The sequence below is a fragment of the Olsenella sp. An285 genome, assembly GCF_002159625.1.
Lineage (GTDB): Bacteria > Actinomycetota > Coriobacteriia > Coriobacteriales > Atopobiaceae > Thermophilibacter > Thermophilibacter avicola.
In genome coordinates this window covers 129125-154282 of record NZ_NFIZ01000001.1, presented here as the reverse complement: position 1 = coordinate 154282, position 25158 = coordinate 129125, and the positions used below count along the sequence as shown (strand labels likewise).

The 25158-nt window shown below is 65.7% G+C and carries 28 protein-coding genes; 7 read left to right on the top strand and 21 right to left on the bottom strand.

Going from position 1 to position 25158, the window contains the following annotated elements; all coding sequences use genetic code 11:
- Positions 1-22 precede the first annotated feature (22 nt).
- The 10 genes from B5F79_RS00750 to B5F79_RS00705 form a co-directional block, all read right to left on the bottom strand.
- Positions 23-907: an aldo/keto reductase gene (locus B5F79_RS00750; RefSeq protein ID WP_087216995.1), complete on the bottom strand. Its 885-nt coding sequence runs from the start codon at positions 905-907 to the stop codon at positions 23-25.
- A 175-nt stretch (positions 908-1082) separates the two neighbouring features.
- Positions 1083-1994 carry a PDDEXK nuclease domain-containing protein gene (locus tag B5F79_RS00745; RefSeq protein WP_087216994.1) on the bottom strand — a complete coding sequence of 304 codons (912 nt, stop codon included), beginning with the start codon at positions 1992-1994 and terminating at the stop codon, positions 1083-1085.
- Between the two features lie 9 nt (positions 1995-2003).
- Positions 2004-2459 carry an SWIM zinc finger family protein gene (locus tag B5F79_RS00740; protein ID WP_087216993.1) on the bottom strand — a complete coding sequence of 152 codons (456 nt, stop codon included), beginning with the start codon at positions 2457-2459 and terminating at the stop codon, positions 2004-2006.
- 12 nt (positions 2460-2471) lie between these two features.
- Positions 2472-3092: a DNA-3-methyladenine glycosylase I gene (locus B5F79_RS00735; RefSeq protein ID WP_087216992.1), complete on the bottom strand. Its 621-nt coding sequence runs from the start codon at positions 3090-3092 to the stop codon at positions 2472-2474.
- Positions 3093-3167: 75 nt separating this feature from the next.
- A complete protein-coding gene (locus tag B5F79_RS00730; RefSeq protein WP_241147208.1) occupies positions 3168-4412 on the bottom strand; it encodes an MFS transporter in 1245 nt (414 codons plus the stop codon).
- Between the two features lie 42 nt (positions 4413-4454).
- Positions 4455-5093, bottom strand: a complete 639-nt coding sequence (locus B5F79_RS00725; RefSeq protein WP_087216990.1) for a response regulator transcription factor — start codon at positions 5091-5093, stop codon at positions 4455-4457.
- A complete protein-coding gene (locus B5F79_RS00720; protein WP_087216989.1) occupies positions 5090-6220 on the bottom strand; it encodes a sensor histidine kinase in 1131 nt (376 codons plus the stop codon). The genes B5F79_RS00725 and B5F79_RS00720 overlap by 4 nt, the downstream gene beginning before the upstream one ends.
- 48 nt (positions 6221-6268) lie before the next feature.
- Positions 6269-7474: an ABC transporter permease gene (locus tag B5F79_RS00715; RefSeq protein WP_087216988.1), complete on the bottom strand. Its 1206-nt coding sequence runs from the start codon at positions 7472-7474 to the stop codon at positions 6269-6271.
- The gene (locus tag B5F79_RS00710) at positions 7461-8663 is read right to left on the bottom strand and encodes an ABC transporter permease (protein ID WP_087216987.1); all 1203 of its coding nucleotides are present in this window, start codon (positions 8661-8663) and stop codon (positions 7461-7463) included. The genes B5F79_RS00715 and B5F79_RS00710 overlap by 14 nt, the downstream gene beginning before the upstream one ends.
- A gap of 9 nt (positions 8664-8672) precedes the next feature.
- Positions 8673-9635, bottom strand: a complete 963-nt coding sequence (locus tag B5F79_RS00705; RefSeq protein ID WP_087216986.1) for an ABC transporter ATP-binding protein — start codon at positions 9633-9635, stop codon at positions 8673-8675.
- Positions 9636-9770: 135 nt separating this feature from the next.
- On the opposite strand from B5F79_RS00705, the gene B5F79_RS00700 reads away from it, so the two are divergent.
- Entirely contained in the window at positions 9771-11195 is a 1425-nt protein-coding gene (locus tag B5F79_RS00700; protein ID WP_087216985.1) for a DUF2252 domain-containing protein, read from the top strand.
- 73 nt (positions 11196-11268) lie between these two features.
- Here the strand turns inward: B5F79_RS00700 and B5F79_RS00695 are convergent, their stop codons facing one another.
- The 3 genes from B5F79_RS00695 to B5F79_RS00685 are packed head-to-tail and all read right to left on the bottom strand — an operon-like array spanning position 11269 to position 12987.
- Positions 11269-12276: a PDDEXK nuclease domain-containing protein gene (locus B5F79_RS00695; protein ID WP_241147207.1), complete on the bottom strand. Its 1008-nt coding sequence runs from the start codon at positions 12274-12276 to the stop codon at positions 11269-11271.
- Between the two features lie 8 nt (positions 12277-12284).
- Entirely contained in the window at positions 12285-12713 is a 429-nt protein-coding gene (locus B5F79_RS00690) for a type II toxin-antitoxin system VapC family toxin (protein ID WP_087216984.1), read from the bottom strand.
- Positions 12706-12987, bottom strand: a complete 282-nt coding sequence (locus tag B5F79_RS00685) for a type II toxin-antitoxin system RelB/DinJ family antitoxin (protein WP_087216983.1) — start codon at positions 12985-12987, stop codon at positions 12706-12708. The genes B5F79_RS00690 and B5F79_RS00685 overlap by 8 nt, the downstream gene beginning before the upstream one ends.
- A gap of 348 nt (positions 12988-13335) precedes the next feature.
- Here B5F79_RS00685 and B5F79_RS00680 point away from each other — a divergent pair, with 348 nt between their 5' ends.
- Complete coding sequence (locus B5F79_RS00680; RefSeq protein ID WP_241147206.1) at positions 13336-13608, top strand: DUF4143 domain-containing protein; 273 nt, start codon at positions 13336-13338, stop codon at positions 13606-13608.
- Positions 13609-13648: 40 nt separating this feature from the next.
- Here B5F79_RS00680 and B5F79_RS00675 read toward each other — a convergent pair whose 3' ends face one another.
- From B5F79_RS00675 to B5F79_RS00665, 3 genes are all read right to left on the bottom strand, one after another.
- Positions 13649-14680 (bottom strand): helix-turn-helix transcriptional regulator, encoded by a 1032-nt coding sequence (locus tag B5F79_RS00675; protein WP_087216982.1) that lies wholly within the window; start codon positions 14678-14680, stop codon positions 13649-13651.
- 487 nt (positions 14681-15167) lie between these two features.
- Positions 15168-16181, bottom strand: coding sequence for a DUF2207 family protein (locus B5F79_RS00670; protein ID WP_087216981.1), 1014 nt, complete (start codon positions 16179-16181; stop codon positions 15168-15170).
- Positions 16182-16190: 9 nt separating this feature from the next.
- Positions 16191-17222 carry a DUF2207 domain-containing protein gene (locus B5F79_RS00665; RefSeq protein ID WP_087216980.1) on the bottom strand — a complete coding sequence of 344 codons (1032 nt, stop codon included), beginning with the start codon at positions 17220-17222 and terminating at the stop codon, positions 16191-16193.
- Positions 17223-17575: 353 nt separating this feature from the next.
- Between B5F79_RS00665 and B5F79_RS00660 the strand changes: the two genes are divergently transcribed.
- The 3 genes from B5F79_RS00660 to B5F79_RS00650 all read left to right on the top strand — a co-directional run bounded on the left by B5F79_RS00660 (position 17576) and on the right by B5F79_RS00650 (position 18864).
- A complete protein-coding gene (locus B5F79_RS00660; RefSeq protein ID WP_087216979.1) occupies positions 17576-17785 on the top strand; it encodes a helix-turn-helix transcriptional regulator in 210 nt (69 codons plus the stop codon).
- Between the two features lie 5 nt (positions 17786-17790).
- The gene (locus B5F79_RS00655) at positions 17791-18282 is read left to right on the top strand and encodes a hypothetical protein (RefSeq protein ID WP_143786192.1); all 492 of its coding nucleotides are present in this window, start codon (positions 17791-17793) and stop codon (positions 18280-18282) included.
- 342 nt (positions 18283-18624) lie between these two features.
- Entirely contained in the window at positions 18625-18864 is a 240-nt protein-coding gene (locus B5F79_RS00650) for an ATP-binding protein (protein WP_087216977.1), read from the top strand.
- Here B5F79_RS00650 and B5F79_RS00645 read toward each other — a convergent pair.
- The 3 genes from B5F79_RS00645 to B5F79_RS00635 form a co-directional block, all read right to left on the bottom strand.
- Positions 18861-20183, bottom strand: a complete 1323-nt coding sequence (locus B5F79_RS00645) for an ATP-binding protein (protein ID WP_087216976.1) — start codon at positions 20181-20183, stop codon at positions 18861-18863. The genes B5F79_RS00650 and B5F79_RS00645 overlap by 4 nt on opposite strands.
- 425 nt (positions 20184-20608) lie before the next feature.
- Positions 20609-21307 carry a DegV family protein gene (locus tag B5F79_RS00640; RefSeq protein ID WP_087216975.1) on the bottom strand — a complete coding sequence of 233 codons (699 nt, stop codon included), beginning with the start codon at positions 21305-21307 and terminating at the stop codon, positions 20609-20611.
- Positions 21301-21585 carry a hypothetical protein gene (locus tag B5F79_RS00635; RefSeq protein WP_087216974.1) on the bottom strand — a complete coding sequence of 95 codons (285 nt, stop codon included), beginning with the start codon at positions 21583-21585 and terminating at the stop codon, positions 21301-21303. The genes B5F79_RS00640 and B5F79_RS00635 overlap by 7 nt, the downstream gene beginning before the upstream one ends.
- A gap of 120 nt (positions 21586-21705) precedes the next feature.
- On the opposite strand from B5F79_RS00635, the gene B5F79_RS00630 reads away from it, so the two are divergent.
- The gene (locus tag B5F79_RS00630) at positions 21706-22155 is read left to right on the top strand and encodes a MarR family winged helix-turn-helix transcriptional regulator (protein WP_087216973.1); all 450 of its coding nucleotides are present in this window, start codon (positions 21706-21708) and stop codon (positions 22153-22155) included.
- A gap of 10 nt (positions 22156-22165) precedes the next feature.
- Here B5F79_RS00630 and B5F79_RS00625 read toward each other — a convergent pair whose 3' ends face one another.
- Positions 22166-23026 (bottom strand): AraC family transcriptional regulator, encoded by an 861-nt coding sequence (locus B5F79_RS00625; RefSeq protein WP_087216972.1) that lies wholly within the window; start codon positions 23024-23026, stop codon positions 22166-22168.
- Positions 23027-23167: 141 nt separating this feature from the next.
- Here B5F79_RS00625 and B5F79_RS00620 point away from each other — a divergent pair, with 141 nt between their 5' ends.
- Positions 23168-23575 carry a hypothetical protein gene (locus B5F79_RS00620; protein ID WP_087216971.1) on the top strand — a complete coding sequence of 136 codons (408 nt, stop codon included), beginning with the start codon at positions 23168-23170 and terminating at the stop codon, positions 23573-23575.
- A gap of 246 nt (positions 23576-23821) precedes the next feature.
- On the opposite strand, the gene B5F79_RS00615 is transcribed toward B5F79_RS00620, so the two are convergent.
- Positions 23822-25120, bottom strand: a complete 1299-nt coding sequence (locus B5F79_RS00615; protein ID WP_158094797.1) for a Na+/H+ antiporter NhaC family protein — start codon at positions 25118-25120, stop codon at positions 23822-23824.
- Positions 25121-25158 lie beyond the last annotated feature (38 nt).

Here is a 25158-nt window from a genome sequence, read left to right as displayed (position 1 = left end):
GAAGGGACTGTCCCTCTGTCACCTACTGCATGTCGAGCGGCATCTTCCTCGTGGGCGCGGGGAAGGCCCTGTCAAGCAGCGTGAGGTCGCGGTCGTCGAGCTCGAGCTCCGCCGCCCTGGCGTTCTCGACCGCGTGCTCGGCGCTCGACGTCCTGGGAATGGCGATGACGTTGCCGTCGCGCACGCAGAACGCGAGGAGCACCTGGGCGGGCGTGGCCCCGTGGCGCCTGGCGACCTCCTCGACCGCGGGACTGGTGAAGAGCCCACGGCGGAGCGTGCCGGCCTGCGCGAGCGGGCAGTACGCCATGCAAGCGACGTCGCGCTCCTCCATCCACGGAAGGAGGTCGTACTCGATGCCGCGCGAGCCCAGGTGGTAGAGCACCTGGTTCACGACGCAGTGGTCTCCCACGGGCACCTCCCAGAGCTCCTCCATGTCGTCGACGTCGAAGTTGGAGACGCCCCAGCGCAAGATCTTGCCCTGCGCGACGAGCTCCTCCATGCAGGCCACGGTCTCCCGCAGGGGCACGTTGCCGCGCCAGTGCAGGAGGTAGAGGTCCAGGTATTCGGTGCCAAGGCGCTCGAGCGAGGCGTCACAGGCGTCGAAGATGCGGTCGCGGCCGGCGTTCCACGGGTAGACCTTGGAGACTATCGTGAGGTCCTCGCGCGGCACGGGGGCGGCGAGCCCGGCCGTGCCCAGCAGCGCCTCGCCCACGAGGCGCTCGGCCTCGCCGTCTCCGTACATCTCCGCGGTGTCAACGAGCATGACGCCCGCCTCCACGCCCGCGCGGAGCGCCTCTGCTTCCTCGTCGCGGGGGGAGCGCCCTTCGCCCAGGTACCAGGTGCCCTGACCGATCGCGGGCATCTCGGCGCCGTCGGAAAGCTCGATCATGTGAACGTCGATGGCCATGGGGCCCTCCTCCCCGCCCGCGGAGACGGGCGTCTATGTGTCAGCTAGCCGAGCGCCCATGCCGAGCGCCCGTCCTCGATAAGGTAGACGAGCGAGCGCCGCGCTTCAATGTCTCCCGCGACAGTCTCACGGGCACGCGGCGAACGCGGATAACGGCGAGAAGAACGGCTCGCCGTCACTCCCCCTCTCGCTCCGCCCGAGCCTCCGCAATCGCGCGACGCGTGGGCTCGAGGGCATCGGTCAGCTCCTCCTCGGTGGGCAGGCATGTGACGTAGCTCGACGCGAAGAGCCCCTTGCCGTCCGCAAGCGCGGAGTACTTTGCCACCGTTCGATCGGAGCTCGAGCAGAGGATGAGGCCGATGGTCGGGTTGTCATCCGCACCAGCGTACTTCTCGTTGAACAGTCGGACGTAGAAGTCCATCTGCCCTACGTCCTTTGCGTTGAGCGGGCGCGTCTTGAGCTCGATGAGAACGTAGCACTTGAGCTTGATATTGTAGAAGACGAGGTCGACGTAGTAGCTCGCCTGCTCACCGTCGAGCCGGTACTGGCGGCCAACAAAGGCGAAGCCCCTCCCCAGCTCCAGCATGAACTCCTGCAGCCGCGTCATGAGCGCCTGCTCGAGCTGGTGCTCGTCAAAGTCGGTACGACCGCCCAAGTCGAGGAAGTCCAGGACGTACGGGTCCTTGATGAAGTCGTCAGCCGCCGTCACCGGCTCGGAGCACTGAATCTCGGTGCGGATGAGCTCGCGCGTCTCGCCTTGGGACGAGAGCAGGCGCTCGCGATAGAACGTAGCGATTTGGTGGTCAAGCTGACGAGAAGTCCAGTGCTCGTCAGCCGCGGCGTTCATATAGAACTCACGCTGCTCCTGGTTGGGAATGCGCATCAACCTGCGGTAATGCGTCCAGCTCAATTGTGCACGCAGTGCGTGCACTTTTGGAAAAGCAAGATAGAACTGCTGCATCTGATAAAGATTCCTCTGAGTGAACCCCTTCCCATATTCCGCAGTCAGCCTCTCGGCTAGATACTTCACCAGGCGCTTCCCGTACTCGGCACGCTCCCCCGTTGCCTCCACGATCTGGCGGCCAATCTCCCAGTTCTACAACCAGCGCCGCCTGTAGCGCAGGTCATCGATCTCGAGCAAGGCCCGATAGAGCCCCTCCTGCAGCTCGGCCTTCTTGAGCCCCTTCACATACCGCCAGGTCTCGGCACGGTGCGCCACCTCGCGCGCGACCTCCTCGGCCTCCCACCGCTCCTGAGCATGAAGCAGCTCATCCGCCTCGGCAGGATAGATGGTGAAGTAGAGCGCGACCATGTGCTTGCAGATGACGTGGCGCCCCTCCGCAAAGGGGCAGGTGCAGGTCGACTTCTTAGGGTGCGCTATGTCTATGTGCACCTCGTAGGGCTTGTCGCCGTTTCCCAAGACGACACCGTCGAACTGCTGCGGATACGCTCCCGGCTCCGCAGGCTCCCACGAGAGCACCTTGTGGTCGACGTAATAGTCGTATCCCCTCCACAGTGAGGCCCCGCTCGCCAGATACGGAAGCTTGGTCATCCCTGCGCCTTACTACTCGTAGTGCCGCACGCCCCTCTCAAGGTAGCGGCGCCTCTCCACCGTGGGGCCCATGGCGTTGACCGCCGCGAAGCGCGGGCAGCCGCGGGCATGGTCGTTGATGATGCCGCAGGCCTGCAGGTGCGAGTAGACCGTCGTGGGACCCAGGTACTTGAAGCCACGCTTTCGCAGGTCCGCCGCCACACGCGCGGAGAGACCGTTGCTCACCGGGATCCACCCGTCAGCGTGCTTGTTGTAGAGGATCGTAGCGCCGCCGGCCATGCCCCAGAGATAGGCGTCGAAGCTGCCGAACTCCGCGCGCACCTGCTGGAAGCGGCACGCGTTGTTGATGATGGCCTCGACCTTGCGGCGGGAGCGAATCATCCCCGGCACCCCCAGGATGCGCTCGACGTCTTCCGGACCAAACGCCGCCACGGCGTCGAAGTCGAAGCCCGCGAAGCACGCACGCATGACCTCGCGCTTGTGCAGCATCATGGTCCAGTTGAGCCCGCACTGCATCACCTCGAGCGAGAGGTACTCGAACTGCGTGCGGTCGTCGTGCACGGGCACGCCCCACTCCTCGTCGTGGTAGCGCAGGCAGAGCTCGTCGGTGGTGTCCCAGTCGCAGTAGGACATGCGGACCTCCGTTCTTCTTGACAGGCGACGGGAACAACATCTGACCACATGATACGAAGGGACTGTCCCTTCGTATCATTCCTCGATGCGGCGGATGGCGGGGATCGCCCAGGTCACGCAGGCGAGAAGGACCATCGCGGCTCCGGCGCCCACAAACCACCCCGGCGCGCCCACCGCGTCCGCGAAAAGCGACGAGAACGCGAGCCCCAGCGGCATCGCCCAGGACATGATGGCCCCGTAGAGACCGAAGACGCGCCCCAGATACTCGAGCGGAACCTTCTCCTGCATGAGCGCGGTCTGCGGGCCGGAGTAGAACGGCGAGCTCAGGCCCATGAGGAAGCTCATACCGAGAAACGCCGCGAACCCGCCTGTGCCGAGCAGCCCCGCCCCAAGCGTGGCCACGCCATAAAGCGCCGTCGCAGCCACGACGGTCAATGCGCGGTTCTTGAACCCGCCCGTCGCCGTGAGCAGCGCCGATCCCGCGATCATGCCCACCGAGAACACGATCTCAGCCGTGGCGGCGTCGCCCGTGGTGCCGCCGAAGTGGTCGAGCGTCATGAGCGGGAAGAGCGCCGAGATGGGCGAGAAGACCAGCGTGAACACGAAGCCGCACCACAAAAGCGCGAAGAGGCCACGGTAGCCGCGCAGCACGCGGTAGCCGTCGGCGGTCTCCGCGGCGAGGGCGCGCGCCTGGGCCACGAGGCGGAGGCCCTTCTCGCCCACCGGCGCGCCGACCCCCGAGCCCCCGACGTCGAGCCGCGCCGCCAGCACCGCGACCGTGGCGAAGAGCGCGCCGGCCACGTCCAGCGCAATCATCGCCGTGAGCCCCCAGAGCGGGTAGATCACCGCCGCGATAGCCGTGCCCAGGATGTAGCCGCCCGACTGGACGGCCTGCGTCACTCCGGCGAGACGCGTGAGGTGCTCGGCCGGAGCGACGAGCGGCGTGAGCGCCTGGAAGGCGGGCGTGTGCAGGGAGCTGCCGATGGCCCGCACGAAGAGCGCTGCCATGACCACCCACACGGGCAGCACGCCCGTGAGCGAGACCATCGCCACGACGGCACTCACCGCGGCGATGAAGAGGTCGGCCCCGATGAGCGTGGTCCTGAGCGGCAGGCGGTCGACGATGGCCCCCGCGAAGGTGCCGAAGAGCGCGAGCGGCAGGAAGCCCGCGAGCGACGCCAGCGAGAGCATGCTCGCCGAGTTCGTGGTAAGCGTGATGTGCCAGACGAAGCCCATCTGCAGGATGGAGCTCGTGAGCACCGAGACAAGCTCGCCGCCCCACACGCACGCAAGCTTGAGCTTCCAAGAGGTGTTTGTCACAAGAATTCCCGTCCTAAGACAAAAGGGGCAGGTTCGTTTGTCTTATCGAAGCGCCCTCCAGTATGCCACAGCAATCTGCGTGCGATTCTTCAGATGGAGCTTGGCCAGGATCGAGCTGATGTGGTTGCGAACGGTACCATCGCCCATGTAGACGGCAGCCGCGATCTCGCGGTTGTCGAGGCCCTCCGCGATGAGCGCAACAACCTCGCGCTCGCGGTCCGTGAGCTGGGAAAAGACCGTCGTGAGGTCGGGCTTCTCGGCCACCGGCACACCCGCCCCCAGGGCGACCGCCCGCTCCAGCACCTCGCCCTCCAGCACGCTGCGCCCCGCCATCACTGCGCGCAGCGCCGGGGCCACCCCCGCCACGTCCTGTTTGATGAGGTAGCCCGCAGCGCCCAGCGCAAGAGCGCGCACGATGTACTCGTCGTCGGAGAAGGTGGTGAGAAAGACCACGCGCGGCGGCTCCGGGGAGGCGAGGATCCTCTCGGCAGCGCTCAGGCCGTCCATGCCGGGCATCTGGATGTCGAGAAGAACGATGTCGGGCGCAGAGTCAGCCGCCAGGCGCACGGCGTCGGCCCCGTCAGTCCCGCAGCCCACGACCTCGATGTCCGGTTGCGCGTCCAGCACAATCCGGAGCGACTCCACCACAACGGCGTCATCGTCTGCGATGACCACCCTCATGCGTTCCCCCTCTCTCCACCAGAGCGCGGCACGCTCGCGAAGACGGTCCAACCGCCGCGTGAGCCGGGACCGGCGCGAAACGCCCCGCCGAGCGCCCGCACGCGCTCCTCCATCGAGGCGAGCCCCATGCCGGAGCCGCCGCCGGGCGCGCCGGCCGGCGCCGTCCCATCATCAGTCACCGTAAGGCGCCAGAGCCCCGGATGCTCCACCAGCTCCACGCTCACGTGGCGCGCGTCCGCGTGGCGCAGCACGTTGGAGACGGCCTCGCGCGCGACCGCTGTGAGGCAGCTCGCCACGGCGGCCGGCGCCTCTCCCGCCTCCACGCGTACTGCGGGCACGACTGCCGTCCCCGCACAGGCACGTTCCACGACCGCGCGCACCTGAACCGAGAGGTCGCAGGCATCGTCGCGCAGATCGTGCACGCTCGCGCGCACCTCGTCGAGCGCCTCGCGCAGGGTGAGCGCCACGGCGGCGAGGTCCTTCTCGGCAGGCTCGCCGCCGTGCACCACGCGGTACGCCTCGGCCTGCACCACGGCACGCGTGAGCAGGTGGCCCACGTTGTCGTGGATGTCACGCGCGATGCGCGCCCGCTCCGCGAGCGTGGCCAGGCGCACCTCGTAGTCCTGGGCGCCCAGGAGCTCGCGGTTCTTCTCGACAAGGGCGAGGCGGGCGGCAGCGAGGTCGTCCCGGGTACGGAGGGCGTCGCGGCGCCGCAGCTCGGACGCCCCAACGCGCAGGCCGAGCCAACCGCCCACAACGACCCCGACCGTGGCGAGAAGAACCGCACGTCCGTCAGGCACGCCGCGCGCTGCGCCCCAGGCGAGCGGCACGAGCACGGCGGCGGGCACGGCACGCACGCATCCCCGCTCCCCGGCGCTCACGCGGCACAGGTCGTAGGCAGCCACGCCGAGAAGCGCCGCAGCCTCGGGCAGGACGCACGCGAGAGCGCAGAGGGCAAGCGGCGGCACGAGAGCCGCCCGGCCTCGGGCGAGCTCGCAGAGGGCCGCCAGGGCAACCGCCGCCAGTAGCGCGACCACCAGGCCGACACCAGCCGTCCCGCCCGCCGCCGCGACGAGCGCGGGCAGGCAGGCGACGAGCACCACGAGCTTGTCGGCCAGTCTCTCCATGGGGCGATTCTAACAGCGCGGTCGGACAACAACACACACGGGCGTCGCTCACGCCGCACCGACGACGCGGCGGCGCGCGCGGCCGAGCGCGAGCCCCACGGCAAAGAGCGTCACCGCGAAGAGCAGAACGATCCCCAGGTTGGTCCCCAGCTCGGCGGCCAGCTCGGGCGTGAGCGCCTCGGCGTGCAGCACCGTCGCGACCGCCTGGCTCACCCAGTACGAGGGCGAGAGGCGCGCCGCCATCTGAACGACGTCGGGCAGCATGGAGAGCGGCACCCACGCCCCGCCGAGAAACGAGAGCATCATGGCGCCGATGTTGCCGCAGGCGTTGACCGCGTCCTCGCTGAGACCGAGCTGCGCGAGCAAAAACGCCAGCGCGAGCGGCACCAGGGCAAAGGGCAGCACGCTCCCGAGCGCGCAGGCCACGAGCGCCGGATCCGTCCCCGCGAGCGCTCCCCCACACGACGCGAGGGCCACGGCGCAGGTCCACGCCCACACGGCCACCACGAGCACGAGGCACGCCGCGACCTGCCCCGCAGAGAGACATGCGGGCGAGACGGGACCCGCCGCCGTGCGACGCCGCAGCTCCGGACGCTGGAACGCCGCAAGCGAGACCCCAGCCACCACCACAATGGAGCTCATGACGGAGTACGTCGAGAAGTTCAGGTACGTGGCGAGCCGGTCGGCACCGCCGAGCGCACCCTCTGACTCCCGCACGTCCACCTCGGCCCGCTCGGCCGCGCTGGCCTGCGCGAGGTGCGCGACCTCGGTCGCTGACGCCGCCGGCTCGAGCGCCGCAGCACCCGCCGCGAGCGAGGCCCAGCGCGACGCCGCCTGCGCCGCGAGCGCACCCGCCTGCACGTCCTGGCCGTAGGCGACCTCGAGTGCCGGCACCTCGTCCCCCGCGTGCGCCGCCTCGAGCAGCTCCCACTCAAAGCCCTCCGGCAGCACCACCAGGCAGTCCACCTGGCCCGTCGCCACGCCGTCCTGCAGCGCGAGCGGCTCGTCCGCAACGTCCACGAGCTCGAAGGCGTCACTCACCCACGCCACGAGCGCGTCCGAGAGCGCCGTGCCGTCGCGGTCCACCACCGCGACGCGCGCCTCGTAGGCGGCATAGCCGCCCTTCTCGCCCGAGGTCGCAACGCCCATGTCCCCCACCACGAACACGCCCATGAGAGAGAGAAACACCACGTAGAGCGCGAGGTAGATGGGGTGTCCGGCAACCACGCGCAGGGCGGTCCTAAAGGTGCTCATAGCTCTGCCTCCTAAAGTTGGCGCCGGCCACGGCGAGAAGGGCGAGCGCACCCGCCACGCAGGCGGCGAGGCGCGCGGCGAACGGCGCGAGCGAGGTGTAGTAGTAGAGCGCGTAGAACGTGTCGCACACGAGCTTGGTCGGGTTCACCCAGCTCGTCCACGGCAGCGTGTGGGCGAGGTTGTCCGCGAGCTCCATCGCCGCAGTTCCGTAGAGACCGGCAAAGAGCGAGAGCACGCAGGTCAGCGCCGTGAGGATACCCGAACGCGCGGAGATGCCGGCCGAGAGGGGCAGCGCCCCCACGCACGCACCGAGCGCCGTGGCGAGCAGCGCGCAGACGGCAACGGCCACGAGGGCAAGTCCTTCTCGGCCGCCAAAGTCCACGCCCGCCACAAGGCGCAGGAACGCAAAGGCCAGCGTCAGCGCCACGGTCGAGACCGCCCACGCGCCGAGCGCGCAGCCGGCGAGCTGCCGCAGGCGCGAGGTGCCCGAGACCGCCCGGCGCGCCCCGAGCGCCGAGACGCCGGGCTGCGCATACGCCACGGCGAGCATGCCCGCCTGGGAGGCCATGAGCGTGGACATGCCGAGCAGGGCGTAGTAGTAGCGCACGATCTCCTCGGGCCGGGCGTGCGTGATCTGCGCCTGCTCCACGGCAACATGGATGCCCAGAGCGTCCGCCACCGCAGCGGGGTCCGCGAGCGCCGCCGAGTCGCGCTGCGCCACCTCCTCCAGGAGGGCCCGCGACTGCACGTAGGAGCTGGCGACGGTCTCCAGGACCGTGCGGTTGACCGCCGACGCGCCGTCCGCACTCGCGAGCGTGTAGGCCGAGCCCACCGTGAGCGCGGGCGCGCCGTCAGAGGCAATCTCAAAGTAGCCGTCAATCTCCCCACTGGCGAGAAGGACCTCCGCCTCGTCGGCGGTCCCCACACGCCGCAGGTCGAGCAACCGGTCCTCCCCCGGCTCCGCGAGGGCGTCCACGACCTGGGTGAAAGAGCCCGCAGACGCATCGTCCTTCTCGTCCACCGGAGCCACGAGCGCCACCGGCACCGGGTCCACCACGCCGTCCGTACGCATACCGGAGAACATGAAGAGGAAGATGGCCGACATGATGAGGGGAAACGCCAGCACCCATACGATCACCGAGGGCGTGCGCACGAGGCTCTTGACGCTCACCAGAAACGAGGTTCCCATGGCCGCCCCCTAGTCGCGCAGCTCGCGGCCGCAGAGCTCGAGGAAGACGTCGTTGAGCGTGGGCGGCTCGGACCACACGCGTCCCAGGCGCACGCCGGCGGCGGTGAGGACGGAGAGCGCGTCGGTGAGGTTGTGCGCGCTCGCCTCGCAGGTCAGGTGCAGCACGCCGTCCGCGTGATCCGCCGAGAGCACGTGCGAGAGGCCGCACAGGCGCTCGAGCGTGCCCTCAGGCAGCTCGCCTACCTCGGCCGTGATCTTCTCGCCGAGGCTGATCATACGCTTGAGCTCGTCGGCGGTGCCCTGCGCCACTGCCCGCCCGCGGTCGCAGATCATGATGCGACCGCAGATCTGCTCGACCTCCTCCATGTAGTGGCTCGTGTAGACCACCGTGGCCCCCTCGTCGCGCAGGCGGCAGATGCCGTCCAGGATGTTCGCGCGGCTCTGCGGGTCAACGGCGACGGTGGGCTCGTCGAAGAAGATGAGCTCCGGGCGGTGGGCGATGCCGCAGGCGATGTTGAGCCGTCGCGCCAGGCCACCGGAGAGCTTGCCCGGGCGGAAGCGTGCATAGTCACCGAGGCCCACAAAGTCAATCGCCTCGTCCACGAGCTGGCGGCGCCGACGACGGTCGCGCACGTAGAGCGCGCAGAAGGCGTCCACGTTCTCGCGCACGGTGAGCTCGTCGAAGACGGCCACCTGCTGCGGGACCACGCCCACGCGCGCCTTGAGGTCGTAGCGGTTCGGCGCCATCGGCTCGCCGAAGAGCTCGATGGTGCCGCGGTCGTAGGAGAGCAGCTGGAGGATGCAGTTGATTACCGTGGTCTTGCCCGAGCCGTTGGGGCCCAGGAGGCCAAAGATCTCCCCCTTGCGCACGGAGAGGTCCAGGTGATCGAGCGCGACGAGGTCGCGATAGCGCTTGACGAGACCCGTGACGTGGACGACGTCTTGCGATGGTGCGGTCTGCGTGTGTGACATGGCGGCCCCTTTCTCTTGGCGCCATTGTCACAGGCTGCCCGCGCACGCGGAAGTGAGTTTTGTCACGAGTGAGGCCCCGCGCGCAAAGGGCCCTCCGTGCGATAATCTGGAGTCACGTCACACGAAAGGACCCGCATGGACGAGCTCGAAGAGATCGAGAAGAACGCCGCTCCCAGCTCGCAGGCGGTGCTCTACCGTCCCGCGCCGACCGTCGAGGAGCGCCGGACCGCAGGCGTCGCCGCGCGCGAGACGTGCCCGATCGAGACGCTCGGCACCTGGGAGCCCCGCGCGTCCAGCGCGCCCGCGATCGACCTCATAGAGCAGCAGTCCGTCACGCGCGACCCGAGCCTCGTGCCGCTGCGCTACCAGCGCATGGGCGTCTCGCCGTTCACGTTCTACCGCGGCAGCGCCGTCATCATGGCCGCCGACCTCGCCACCATGCCCGTTACCGGCATCGAGGTCCAGTGCATCGGCGACGCGCACGTGGGCAACTTCGGCATCTTCATGAGCCACACGCGCCATCTCGTCTTTGACGTCAACGACTTCGACGAGACCGCGCCCGGGCCCTGGGAGTGGGACGTCATGCGCCTCGTTGCCAGCATCGAGATCTGCGGGCGCGACCGGGGCTTCTCCAAGCAGGACCGCAAGGACGCGGTGCGCGCCTGCGCCAAGCAGTATCGTCGCGCGATGGCCCACTTTGCGGAGAAGGGCGAGCTCGACGTCTGGCACGCCCACCTCGACGTCGAGCACATGCTCGACGAGTTCGAGCTCGACGGCAAGACCGGGCGGACCATCCGCAGGGTCGTGGAGAAGGCACGCGAGAAGGACAGCGCACGCGCGGCCGACCGCCTCACGGTGCGCGACGGGGGGCGCCTGCGCTTTGACACCCGCCCGCCCGAGCTGGTGCCGCTCTCGGCGCTCTCCGCCGAGCAGGGCTACGACGCCGCCCAGCTGGGCCACGCGCTGCGCGGCCTCCTGGACGCCTACTTCGAGAGCATCCCCCGCGACCGCCGCGTCCTTCTCGGCCACTACCGCCTGCAGGACGCCGCGCGCAAGGTCGTTGGCGTGGGCTCGGTGGGGCGGCGCGCCTGGATTGCGCTGCTCACCGGCCGCGACGAGGACGACCCACTGGTCCTCCAGGTCAAGGAGGCAGAGGAGTCCGTCGTGGAGCGCTACTGGCGCCCGAGCGGCTTTGCCAGTCACGGCGAGCGCGTGGTGGAGGGCCAGCGCCTCGTGCAGTCCACGAGCGACTTCCTCTTGGGCTGGACGAGCGTGCCCACGGCAGGCGGCGGCACGCGCGACTACTACGTGCGCCAGCTCTGGAACGGCAAGGGCTCGATCGACCTCGCCGCGGTGGGCCCGGAGAGCCTCGAGAACGTCGCACGGCTCTGCGCGTGGTCGCTCGCGCATGCGCACGCCCGCACCGGCGACGAGGTGGCCATCGCGGCCTACCTCGACGACGGCCACGCCTTCGAGGACGCCATGTGGGACTTCGCCCGCGCCTACGCCGACCAGAACGAGGCCGACTACCAGGCGTTCATTGAGCGAATCGACTCGTAGTCGCCAAACTTCCAATGACGTTCAACGGCATGCCATTCTTTCGGGATGCCAGAATAGCGCGGGATATCCCGCGTCAAACGCGGCTTGCGATGTCCTCCGGCGTCGGAAGGACTCCGCGCATCTCCTCGGGGGGCTCGTCCGCGGTTCTGTACTCGCTCGCCCCGATGGGGGCTGACGCGCTGCGCAGAGAGTACTCGACGATGGTGTTGTCCTTCGTCTTGCAGAGTAGGAGGCCGACGGTGGGACCGTCGTGCTCGTTGCGGAGCAGGCCGTCAACGGCGGCGACGTAGAACCCGAGCTTTCCCGTGTACTCCGGACGGAACTCTCCCGCCTTGAGTTCTATGACGAAGTAACGCGCCAGCCTCGTGTTGTAGAAGAGGAGGTCGATGTAGAAGTCCTTGCCGGAAACGGCCAGATGGTACTGCCTGCCCATGAACGCGAAGCCGGTGCCCGGCTCGAGGAGCAGCCCCGTGATGTTCCTGACCATCTCGTCCTCGAGCGTCTTCTCCTCGACGCCCTCGTTCGCGGTTACGAAGTCGAAGATGTAGGGGTCCTTGAGAGCCTCCTGAACCATCTCGCTGTCCGCCGGCGGGAGCATGCGGTCGAAGTTGGTGACTTTCTGGACCTCGGATTGGCGCTCGAACAATCCGGTGGACACCTGATGCATGAGCGTCGCGCGGCTCCAGCCATGCTCGGCCGCCTTCCTCATGTACCAGTCTCGCCTGTCCCGGTCCCCAACCTTGTCAAACAGATACATCGTATGACCCCAGGGAATTTGTGCAGCAAGCTGCTGCACAAATTCGAGGTCGTACTCGCGCGCAAGCCGAAGCATGTACTTGAGGTTGCGAACCGAGAAAACCTTGATGCCTGGATACGCGAGCCTGATGTCACCAGACAGCGAGTCGATGAAGCGATTGCCCCACTCGGAGTGCTCGTCGATGAGCTTGCCGATCCTCCAGTACATGCAGACAACCTCGCTGTTGACAGCCAACACGGCGCGCGACCTCGCCCCGGAGATCTCTCGCTTAACGCGCTCGAGCGTCTCCATGTAGCTTGCATCGTTGCACAGCAGCTCATCCATGGCGTCTCCTAGCCAAAGGTCTCGAGATACTCCGCGCAGGTCATGGCGCGAACCTTGGATCGCTTGTACGCGTCCGCGTCGCGCGTGAGGATGACGTCCACGCAATTGAGCTCGGCACAGGCGCGGATGAGGCCGTCCTCGAAGTCCGGCTCACCGCAGCCGAGCGAGAGCTCGCACTCCTCCGCGCCCATCGGCACGATAACGAGCAGCTCGCGCAGCCATTCCACCGATCTTCTCGCCTGCGCCTCGCCGTACTGTCGCTGCAGCACGTAATACGCATCCTTGAGCGACCCCACGGCAGCAAGCCCCAGGTCTCCCCCGCCGTTGCAGCGATGAAGAACCTCGCATGCCTCTGCCGACTGCGGCCGTTCCTTACAAACCGCGTCGAGAAGAACGTTGGTGTCGAAGAGTAGCCTCCTGCTGTTGAAGTCACGCATAGCGGCCCGCAATCATGTCGCGCATCTGCTCTTTGGTGAGGTTGACCAGCCACGGGTCAGCCTTGGGAAGGCTCTCCCTGAACTCCATGAAGCGCTCCCAGGCACCACGGGACCCCTCCGACGGCGCCACCTCCGGCACCTCGCCCGTGCGCGCGATGTTCTCCCAGACCACCTTGATGACCTCGGCCGGCGTGGACCCCGCCGCGCGGATGTAGGCGTCCGCGCGCTGACGGATCTTCTCGTCCACGCGCCCGGAAACGACCGCAGTTGCCATGCGAACCTCCTTTGTAGACGTGTCTACATAGTAGCAGAGAGAACGTGCGAGCCGCCTCGCCCAGCGCAAAACAAGTCAACGGAAGTCAAAGAAATCAACGGAAGTCAAAGAAATCAAAGAACCGGGTGTAGTGCCTGCTCGAGGTTGGTGTAATAGAGGAGCCCCGACCGAGGCTCATCCCTGCTCGAGATCGGGACGCACAGAGCCCACCCCGCTCATGGGACACTCCCCGAGGCGCTCCTCGGGGAGCTGACACCGGCGACGCTCGCGCTCCACCAGTCGCGCCACGAAAGGCGTCGCCGGTCGGGCGAGACGGACCTCGCGCTCGGGACGATCCCCGACGCTGAAGTGCGCTACTACGGAGACGCGGACGGCCTCGAAGTTGACATCATCATTGAGCTTCCTGACGGAAGGTGGGGCGCTTTCGAGGTGAAGCTGAGCGAGGAGAAGGTGCCCGCAGCAGAGCGTAACGTCCTTAGGCTGCGCGACAAAGTCGCGCGAAACCCCGTTGCACGCAACGCGAGCCCCTCGTTCCTTGCGGTCCTTGTTGGCAAGGCGTCCTTCTGCAGAAGGACGCCCAACGGAGTGTTTGTTGTCCCCATTACCGAGCTGGGGGCATAAGGCAATAGCCCACGAGGCACGGTGTTCTTGCACAGGCACGTCACTCTTCCCGGCCGAACGCCTCCCAGAGCAGCGTCACGATGCCGCAGATGAGACCACCCACCGGCCAGGCCACCCAGAACCACATGGCCGAGGTGCCCTCCGGGGTCCAGGAGTCCATGTTTGGCGCCGAGAACACCGGCGCAAAGAGAAGCGCCAGGCCCACGATGGTGGCCACAATCATGATGGCGCCGCACACGGCGCCGAGCTTCTTGCCATGCCGCTTCTGGGCGAGAAGAGCCTCGCGCCGTGCCTCGTCCAGCTCTGCCGATACGATGTCCTCCACCTCGAGGTCCTCGGCGATGGAGCGGTTGTACTCCTCGACGTTGACCCGTCCGAGCAGCATTCCGCCGCGCACGATCCACCACACGCCCAGGGCGATGAAGAGCATGAGGAAGAAGAGTCCCCAGTTCTCCGCGGTCTTCTCGAGCATGAGCAGGCAGCCGATGCCCGCGAAGATGAGCGCGAGGCCGGCAATGAGCGCCGCCGAGAACTGCCGGCGGGCGGCGGCGCGGTCCTCGTCGGTGTAGAAGTCCTCCACGTAGGGGTGCGCCTTCTGAAACGCCGTGTGCTCCATGCCCGCGGGAACGAGCAGCGCGAGGCCCGCGAGGATGCCCACGAGCACGATGATCACGAAGAGGCCGTCGCGCCCGTTCCAGGACGCCAGCTCGACGGCACCCTCGAAAAGCAGGCCGAGCGCGATGCCCAAGAGGATGAGCGCCACACCGGTGGGGACCTTGAGCGCCAGCATGCGCCAGTGCTCCTCGTAGCCGCAGACGTCGGTGGGCGGGCCGGCGGGGATGGGGGCAGCCGTCGCAGGCGCGGCGCGGCCGGTGAGGTCGCCTGTCACGAGCTCGTCGAGCGTGCAGTCGAAGATCTCGCACATCTTGAGCAGCTTGTCCATCTCCGGCTGGCTCTTCTCGGCCTCCCACTTGGTGACGCTCTGGCGGGAGACACCGAGCAGCATGGCCAGCTGCTCCTGGGTCATGTTGCGCTCTGCGCGCAGGTGCTGAAGGTTGTCGCGAAAGCTCATGGTCTGCCCTTCTTCGGGGTGTGCTCCGTCTGCCGGCACCCCATAGTCTGCGGGCGCGCACGGCGCAATTCTACCAACCAACGGTAAGCAATTTGCTCGTTTTTGAGGCAACCAGAAGGCGCCTGCCGGTTGCGCGCCGCAGGTAGAGGGGCCTATAGGCCACACGAACTTCTCGCCAATCGATCGAGTGTGCATGAACCGAGAAAAACGCCTCGCCCTGAGCCTCATTTCTTCGATTCCTGCACACTCGATGAACAGAACACCCCCCCCCAAAAAAAATGATACGAAGGGACTGTCCCTTCGTAGCACTCAACAGCAGGGAGGGAGATCCGTGGACGAGTGGGCGCCGCTCGGAGAGGCCGAGAAGAGAGGCCGAGAAGAGCGCCGCGCCACCGAGCTCGCCGCGCGCGAGACGTGCCAACGTCGAACGGTGGCGCGTCTCGTGCCTGCGCCTGCGCCAATCGGAACGAGGCTAACTACCGGGCATTCATTGGACGGTGACGGGGTGTGACGGACGCGAACTGGCATTCTTCTTGTCATGGGCACGCACGTAGGCAACGTACCAGTCGGGCGCCGCGGGGGCGCGGCTGGACTCAATCTTGGGGAAGAGATCGCGCGGAGCGGCTCCCACAGCGTTGACGGCAACGCCATAGACCAGCTGCTCGCCCCACAGCGCGACGTCGGTAAGGCGCGCGTCGCGCATGCTCGTGAGCTCAACGAGGTAACGCTTGAACGCATGGCAGCGCACGAGCAGCGCGTGGCCTTCGACTGTGTAGACCTCGCGCGGCCGCGAGTACGCGACCATCATGGCAAGTCCCGGCAGTCCAAAGAAAATCATGGGCAGCACATCATAGCCCACGAACAGGAAAGCCACGAGCGCATAGAAGGCGAGAAGCACGACAGCAAGCCAGAAGAGCGACGGCGATACCCCCTCGACGAGGTGGCGCTCCTGCACGTCGCGCGTCGCCTTGCCCGATAGGCAGTGGCTCTGTCGCGTGAGGTAGGCGGGAAACTCCCGCCGCGCCTCCGCTAGCTCCTCTGCTGTGATGCTCGCGCGACCGTCAACAAAGACAAAGTCAAGCGTCATGCGCTCGTACTCCGTAAGGCGCTTCGTGGACACGTTGGAAGCAAGCGAGACGCGGACGGTCTCGCGCTCGAGACCAGCTGCGCGTTGGGCGAGCGTCTTGGCCGCGTGTGCCTCGTCCATCCGATCGTTGATCCTCGGGCGACACCACGCCGTGGGAACGCGCTCGATACGCACGACGCCCTTGTGGTCTAGGGAGAGTAGGGTCGCCGTGACTCCGGAGCGCACGAAATCCTCGTCCATCACGCGCGCCAGAAACATTGGCTCGTCGGTGCTGGGAGGCTCGCACAGATAGCCGTCGCGGATGTCCGAGCTGTCGACATGCGCAAAGCGCGCGCGGTCCGAAAGACGCACCATGACGAGGGCGAGCACGTACGGAAGGATGATGTAATAGAGGAAGTTGGTGATGACGCTCATCTTGGCTCCCTAGCTGTCACTCATGCGATCGTCCTCGTGGACCGCCACTTCAAAGAGTTTCTCGAGCGCACGCAGCGGCGAGGGAAAGCCCTCTGCCGGCTCAGTGAGAAACCACTCGATGTCTTCGTCGCCCGAGCGACGCGCGAGCTCGGCTACGACCTCATCGCTGAGCCCAAACGCCAACGCAAAGCGAAGCGTTCGATCGACACGCTTCGCCGATCCCGGAAGTGCCTCGCCCGAGCGGTAGCACTGCACAATCCAGCGGCGATGCGCGTCAGCGCGAGCGAGCACGTCTTGGAGCTTGTCGGCGTTAACGCTCGTCCCAAGCGAACCCTGCGTAAAGATCAGGGCTACGAACCCACCAATCACGACTGCAATGGCAGAGAGTCCGGGCAGCGTCGTGAACGCAATGAAGCACGACCCCACAATCATCTGCGCTAGCATGAGGACGACAGTCGCGTTGCCGCTACCACCGTCCTTCTCGGAAAGATAACCCGCCCTGAGAACCTGGTCACCAGCGCACCTAGTAAAGTCGTGCACAGGGCAGCATGCGTCGTCGGGTTTTTTCACGTAGCGCGCGATTGCCCCACCGACCGTCTTGTCGAGCGAGCCCGCCGGCAGACAGACGCGCGTAGTCGCGGAGGCGAGGCCCGCCTTCGACAGCATGCCTTGGTCGAGCACGTCAAAGCGGTATGCCCCCTCTGCCGGGGAACTCGTTGGTCTCATGGAGAGACTACCGTCGCGAAGCAGGGAGAGCACCGAGAGCGCAAAGACCCGACCGCCGACCTGACCGCAAAACGGAACCCCTAGCACCTCCGGCTTCATGCTCTCGGGAAGCTCGTCAAGCAAATCGCCCGAGAAGAGTGTTGCCCTAGGAATCCGCTCCTCAACACGATTCCGACGCACCGCACATATTCGCGCAACGAGCAGGGCAACGAGCGGAATGCCAAGAAACACCCCGACAAAGGCAATGTTGACGAGATCCTGCGAGATCGGGACGCCCGCAATGCTCATATGCCCGAACAGCGCCTCAATGCCCAACGCTCCCACCCCCTTCTTAGGGGCATGATGGCAGACCAACGTCAGCGAGAAGTAAGGTGTGACAAGGGGCATCACACCAAGGGCGTACGACAGTCACGCGCCCCCGCCGCGCCAAGCAGCCGATGAGTTCCCCAGCTGCCGTCGCGCGCATCGCCTTGCGCACGTCGAAGTGGCAGCGCCCCTCGCACGCGCGGCACGCGAAGCAGCCCGCCGGCGTGGCGCCGAGCGCGCTCACACCGCACATTACATTCTGGTTGCAAAGTTGACTTGTCATTTTTTGCAAAGCTCGCTATTCTAGAGATGCAAAGCACGCTTGTCATCTCTGTCGGACGCAACGCGAGAGGAGTGATGCCATGCGAACGCGCATCCGCGAGCTGCGCCGCGAGCGCAAGATGAGTCAGGCCGAGCTCGCCGAGGCAGTGGGCACCACGCGGCAGACCATAACCTCCATCGAGGTCGAGAAGTACACCGCCTCGTTGCCTCTCGCCTACAAGATTGCCCGCTACTTTGGCCTTGCAATTGAAGACGTCTTTGACTTTTCTGAGATAGACGAGGAGCTGTGATCGCCATGAAGAAGACCGTCGAAACCCTGCGCGCTGACATCCGCCGCCGCCTGCGTCGCGAGCGTATCTCGCTCGCCATCATCCTGGCCGCGATTGCCATCATCGCCGCCATGGCCGTCGCCGGCATCTTCCCCGCTGGGGGAGACGACTACGTCACGAGCTTTGCCTCGGGCTTCCTGATCGGGCTTCTTGCTTTTGCCGCAGGCTTCACCGTAAAGCAGATTCGCAAGCTCCGGGGCGCCCTCTCAGACGACACCGCGCTGCGCGCCCTTCTTGCTACAGAGAACGATGAGCTCGAGACATACCTGGCACGCGAGGTGTCCCGAACCTTCGTCCATCTCATCCCGCCGCTCTCCGCCGTCATCGTGGTCATAACCGCCCTCGTTGGACGCGAGGCCATGCTCTCTGCGGTGGGCACGCTGCTCTTCCTGTGCACGGCGCTGCTGGTCGTGAGGTTCATCTACAAACGCCGCCTCATGGGTCCCGAGACAGAGTAGAGAAGCGCCACGCGCGCTGGCGGAACTTCTCGTCCAAGCAGCCGAAAACTCCCGAGGTTGCCATGCGAGCCTCTCTACGTAAGCATGCGGCAAATGGCGCAGCTCGATATAACCCTTGCCCTTGGGGGCAGCTGCCCCATATCATTGATGAGTGGCGGGACGTCCCAGTTTCTTTCAGGCATAACTGAAACTCGAATGGTTCAAGAAGGTTATTTCGAGTACGCTCGAAATAGTATTTCCCATGGAGGCGCCCTCACACGCGCCCCGACACGGACGTCTACATCACCGGATCCAACGCCCACATCCTCTCATCCGACCTGGCGACGTGGCTATTCCGTTGAGGTGGGAACACTCAGAGCGGGCGAGGTCGATTTTGTGGCGAGAAGGGCCAACGAGGCCGACTACGTCCAGGTTTGCGAGACGATGGTCGACCCCGCCACGCGCGAGCGCGAGCTGAGTCCGCTCCGCGCCATCACAGACGCGTTCCCCAAGTGCGTGATTACCCTCCACCGATACGGCCTCGATACCACCAGCGACGGGATCAAAGTGCTGGGCGCAATCGACTGGCTGCTCGGACGCTAGTCCAGCGGGAGCATCCAGCGCCATGCGTCCTGCACTTGAATACGGGCATCTTCGGGCTCGGGCACGTCTCGTGCCGACATGACCAGCAGCGTTCCCTCAGAAAGCCCCATCTCGTCAAGAGCGGCGCTTAGAGCCCGGACTTCGCGCGCAAACGTAGTCGCCTCCTCGGCGTGAGCGGCCACCTGGTACAGCTCCGATACCGACCGATCTTCAACGTCTCCCACGGCAAAGTCGACCTCAAAGCCCTCCTTCGTACGATAGAACCCGATGCCGGTCCTCCGGTCCCCCAGGCAGCGTCTCCTAAGCTCCAGGTAGACGGCGTCCTCAAGCCGCTGCCCCTCATCTGCAGAGGAGGCCGGGCCAAAGGCAAACTGTAATCCCGGATCAATCGCGTAGAGCTTCCTCCTTCCTCGGGTGGCCTCAGTAAGGTCCGCGCCAAATCGGGATACGAGAAAGAACAGATAGGCATCTTCGCAGTGCTCAGGCAGCGAGAAGGCATCGGCCTTCGACAGCGGAATCTGAGCGCTGTGGAGGTCGTTATAGGTTTTGCGCACGGAGAACTCTCGTCCAGAGAGGCGAAGAGCCCTCTGGACAAACTTTCTAGTTCCCAGCATGGGAAGCCCATGGCGCTCGGCAAGGTCGCGAGCAGCGATGGTCCAGACGATGTCCTGAAGGGCCGTTATCCGTGTGGCGACGCCCGCATCCTGAACCTCGGGAAAGCCGCCAATGTGCAGATACTGCTCAAAGAGGATCGAGAGCTCACGCGCCTCGTCAGGCGAGACAATTCCCTTGGGCTCGTGCGCCCGATACCGCAAGAATTCCCTAAACGAGAAAGGCTGCAACTCGGCAGAGATTCCCCTCCCCCTGAACTCGGTCGCCACATCCTCCGAAAGCATCTTTGCCGACGAGCCGCTCACGCATATCTCAAAGCGTGGGTTCTGTGTGAGACGCCTCAATGGCCTGCCCCATCCCTCGACGTTTTGCACCTCATCAAAGAACAGATAGAGCTTCTCTGGCAGTACGGTCCCAAGTGCGCGAAGAAACTCCTCGACCACGTCACCTATCACGTTGTCGGAAACGCCATCGAGACGATCGTCTTCAAAATCAACAAAGAGCATGTGGTCGCGGGGGACACCCTCCAAGACGAGTTCCCCCATGCGCTGGAACATCCTAAACGTCTTTCCGCTACGACGAACGCCCTTGATGACCGAAGCGCGCTCGGCAAGGTGCGGGATGGCAACGTCCCGCGAAACCACAGGGGGGATCGGCCTCGTTAGACCTTCGGCCACTACCTCACGTATGACTTCACGCAACGCCATGACATCTCCTCCCCCGCCCGTTCCGTTGCTGGTATTATAGCAATCTATCCCGATTGCGGGACAGATTTATTGAATAGTGACCTAAATTCGGGGCAAAATACTCGCCCGCTAAGCGTAGCACCTCCTAGCTGAACAGTCCTGCAGGATAATCGAGAACAAATGGCACAGCGAGAGACCATGAGCATCTCGGAAAGGCCAAAGACGCTGCCAGGCCCTACAGCGACAAGAACATCTCCTCGCTCCTGAGCATCGTGCTGTGAAGGGAGGCCGGGTAGCTCATGACCCCGATTGCCCCCCTCCCCCACATGCGTAGCGATGCAGGAGCCGATGGTCACGCGACCGCCGCACATGGAGCTCGGAACTCGCTCCCGCACTGCGGCTTCGAGGCGTTCGACGTCCTTCTCCGTCCGCGTGTGCAGCGTGAATTAGATGAGCGCTCCCTGCTCGCGCTCCTGGTCGGAGAGCGTATTGGCCATGAAGCTCGCCGCCCGACGAGTGCCGTGCGCTTTCTGGACCACCCGCATCTCACCCTTGCCGTTGAAGCTCACGACAGGCCTGATGCGAAGCGCCGAGGCGGCAACCGCCTGGAGAGCGGTCGCCCTTCCGCCTTTGACCAGGTTGGTGAGCGATCTTGGGACAAACTGTATCTTGATGAGGTCCCTGAGGGTGAGGACTTTGGCAACTGCCTCGTCGATGGTGCCAGCGGCCTCGGCGACCGCCGCCGCCTTGAGCACCAGCGCTCCCTCCGCAACTGAAGCCGTCCGGCTGTCGATAACCTCGATGTTGACGTCGTTGAACATCGAGCTCGAAAGGAACCTCGGTATCTCGACGGTCGAGGACAGCGCCCGAGAGAGATGGATGGACAAGATGTCGGTGTACCCTCGTATCGCGAGCGAGCGGTAGGCCTCGATAAAGTCGCTTGGGCTGGGCATGGACGTCCTCGGCAGCTCCTCACAGGTCCGCAGCAAATCCAGGTACTGGCCCGTCTGCACGTCGACACCGTCGCAAAGATCCTTTCCTCCCATGTTGATGCGCATGGGTACCACGCTCACTCCCAACTCCCGAGCTATCTCCGGATGAATGTCGGAGGCGCTGTCTGTGACGTTGGCAAACTTCCTCAGCATGATGGGTTCCTTCCCTCAAAAGCGTCCTTGCCCGCCGGGAACGTCGCACCATCGACGTTCTTCTCGCTTTTCTTTATGAGCTTTTGCGCCGCCCTCTGCAGCCACCCCCGCACGTCGATACCGAGACCCTGCCCAACGAAACCCACCCCGATGAGGATGAGCACCATCCCCGAGCCGGGCAGGATGAGCAACGGCACACCGATGACCGCGAGCACCAATCCGCCCACCACCTTGCCAAGACGCTTTGAGAAATCGCGTCTGTTCATGTCGTCCCGCATGATTGGCCTCCCAAAACCGCATAATATACGAATTCGGATTTCTGCTTACCGGGAATGTTATCCCAATTCGGATTACAATATTCAGAGGACGACTCACTCGACGAAAACGACAAGGTGCCTATGCCCGAGACAGAAGATCACACCACCGCTCGACTCAATCAGCTCTACTTGGAGATCGAAGGCCTCTACCACGACTACGCGAAGCGGCACGGGCTCTCCGACTCCATGCTATGGCTGCTCTATTCCCTCCAGCTGCATCGCGAGCAGCTGACCCAGCGAAGGCTCTGCGACGAGTGGCACACCTCGCCGCAGACCATGAACTACGCCCTGAAAATCCTCGAAGGAAAAGGCTACGTCAGCCTCGAGCCCCTTCCGGGAGGTCGGCATGACAAGGCAATCGTTATAACGCGACAGGGACAGGCACTTATCGACGACGTCATCGAGCCTCTCATGCGAGGGGAGCGCCATGCGTTCCACTCCCTTAACGAGACCGAGCAGGGCCAGCTTCTCTCGCTGACCGGTAAGCTCGTGTCTGCCCTGCGCGATGCGCTGGGACCTGGTGACTTCTAGGCGCCCTCGCTCACGCCTTGCGGCGAACGGGCACCCAGATTTCGCTGTAGGCGGTACCGTCGTCGCGGACGTCGCTGAACGAGAGCATGCGGAAGCCGTCGAGCTCCCAGGGCACCTCGGCAAGCCACTCGGCATAGATGCGGGCGGTCGTCTGCTGCATGGTCTCGGGGTGCTGGCCTTCGTTGGGAAAGACCGCCCACGTGAGCGCCGGCACCTCAACGAGCGCGAGGCCCTCCCCCGCCGAGCGCGCTATGGTGGGCACGCCGATGAGGTGCGTGAGCTCGCCCGCCTCCTCCTGGATGTTGGTGTCCGAGTTCCAGGAGGCGTTCACCACGCGGCGCGGCTCCGTGTCCATCAGGCGGTTCATCTCGGCGCGCTGCTCCCCCGTGATGTCGCGCGCGAGTTCCGCTATCGCGGGGTTCTCGCCCTCGAACTGCATCGGCACACGAGCCATGACGCCGGCGAGGCGAAAGGCGTCCTTCTCGACGATTCGATACTCCATGAGATGGCCTCCCTTTACATCAACCACAATGTGCAGGGGGGAGCGCATGTGCGAACCAAGCTGGGCGACGTCCGAGGGAAGCGTTCCGCACCAGGAGCGAAACGCCCGAGAGAAGCCCTCGACCGAATCGTATCCATAGCGAAACGCGACCTCGGTGACGGAGCCACCGGCCATGAGGTCGGACGCCGCCGCGGAGAGACGCCGCTCACGGATGTAGCGTGCCGGCGTCATACCGGCAATCAGCAGGAAGGCCGCGCGAAGCTGTTCCACGGTGACGCCGGTCGCCTGAGCGACCTCCTCGATCGTTGGCGCCTCAGCAAGATGGCACTCAATGTAGTCAAGCGCATGCTCAAGATACGAACCCGGCATCCCCTCACCCCCTTCTGCGAAATTGTACGCAGCTGCCTCCAGTTGCGCCCGACGGTTTGTCGGGAACTTTGTCAGCTGCCCTGAGGCGACTGCTTTTCCTTGGGTAGACTAAGGGCATCAACACGACCGAGGAGGTGCCCTATGGAGAAAAGACGTCTCGTCCCGCCCGTCATCATCTACGGCATGGTCTGGCTTGCCTGCCTCGTCTTCTACTGGGGGTCCCTCGCGACGGGTGCCCTCGACGGGGGCGGCATCATGGGCTACGTGATTCTGACGCTCCACATAGCCCTGCCCATAGCCGGAATCGTCTCGGCGTTTCTGATTGGTCGCACGGCCGAGCTCGGCTGGTGGCGCCTCGTCGCGCTGATCACGATCGCCGTCCTCTACGTGCTCCATACGGTGGCGACGTTTAGCCTCTCAAACGCTCTCGGCCTCACGAACATCGCACCTGCGGACCTGGCGGCCTTCATGTACGGTCTCATCCCCGCCGCGATTGGCCTTGCGATTGGCTGGGTCGTATCGCTGAGCGGTGTCACCAGGCGGGTATGACGCGGGAACGGCGCCATCGCGTCATGCCCGCGCGTTCATCGCGCCCAGACGACCAGTTTCGAGGTTCTTCTCGGCATCTTATTGGTCGTCTGGGCGCGATGAATGATACGGTTGGCTGTCGGCACGGCCAATGTACAGAAATCTCGGAGTTCTTCCGGCGTTCCCCCAGTTGGGCACTGAGGAACTCCGAGATTTCTGTACATTGCGGCGCGCAGCGTCGGCGTGCGGCGCGCGGCGCCGGCGCGCTCAGCGTCCCTCCCCGCGCCGCCAGCTCGTCGCGAGCCGCCAGATCGGGAGCGCGTAAATGAAGACCGCGAGCGCCATGCTTGCGGTGGGGGCGCCCATGGAGGCGAGCGGCACCCCGCCCGCGATGGACCACGGCACGAGACCCGCCACCAGCACCACAGAGTCCTCGAGGTCGAGCGCGTGCTCCTCGGCGGTCTGCGGGAGGTCGCGGCTCAGCTGGTGCGCCATCATGATGGCGAGCGTCTGGTTGCAGGAGACCACGGACGCGAGGACCGACACGCCGAGCGTGGCCGCATAGGGCGTAACGCGCGTCGCGAGCGCGGAGACGACGCCCTCCACGCCGCTCAGGAGGTCTGTCTCCTCGAAGATGCCGGCGTAGGCCGAGGTCACGCAGACGATGCACGCTGCGGAGAGCATCGAGACAACGCCCCCGCCCGCGAGCGCCTCCGTGCCGGGCGTGGGAGCCGAGAAGCCCAGGAGGGCCGTCTGCATGACCTCGGCAACGCCCATGCCCTGCAGAAAGAGGCACAGCGGCACGGACGTCAGGACGCCCGCCACGATGACGAGCAGGATGTCCACGCGCAGCGCCGCCAGCGCGAAGACCACAACGGGAGGCAGGAGGACCGCCGGAGAGAGGTCGAAGGCCGCGCGAAGCTCGCCCACGAGCGCCGCGGATCCGCCGGACGCCGGGAGAAGAGCGCCGGCAACGAGGTACGCCACGCACGAGACCGCCAGCGGGACCGCGACCGTGCGCGCCATGCGGCGCAGGTTGCCGTAGAAGTCCGTGCCCGTCACGTCCGCCACGAGAAGGGCGCTCGTGGAGATGGGCGACCAGCGGTCCCCGAAGAAGGCCCCGGCCAGCGCCGCCCCGCCCGCGAGCTCCAGCGGCACGCCCATGCCCGAGGCGATGGAGACGCAGATGGAGCCCATCGTTGCCGCGGTGCCGAAGGACGTCCCCGTGATGACGGAGACCAGGCAGCAGAGCAGGAAGGTCATGAGAACGAAGAGGGACGGCGTGGCAAGGGGCACCGCGTACGCCACGATCGCGGGGATGACCCCGGCGGCGCGCCAGAGTCCGGTGAGGATGCCCACCGTGAGGAGCATGCCGAGGATGCGTCGGATGGGGCGGATGCCGTGCCAGCACATCGCGAGCACCTCCCCGGGCGCGTGGCCCGAGCGCCACGCGCAGCCACAGAAGAGCGCGAGCCCCACGAGGAGGGCGTAAACGGTCGGCACGCCCGCGGCGACGCTGCCCACGAGCACGGCCACGAACGCCCCGAGCGTCACGAGCTCCGCCATACCTCCCCTTTCGTCGCACATAACTTGACAAAAGGGAC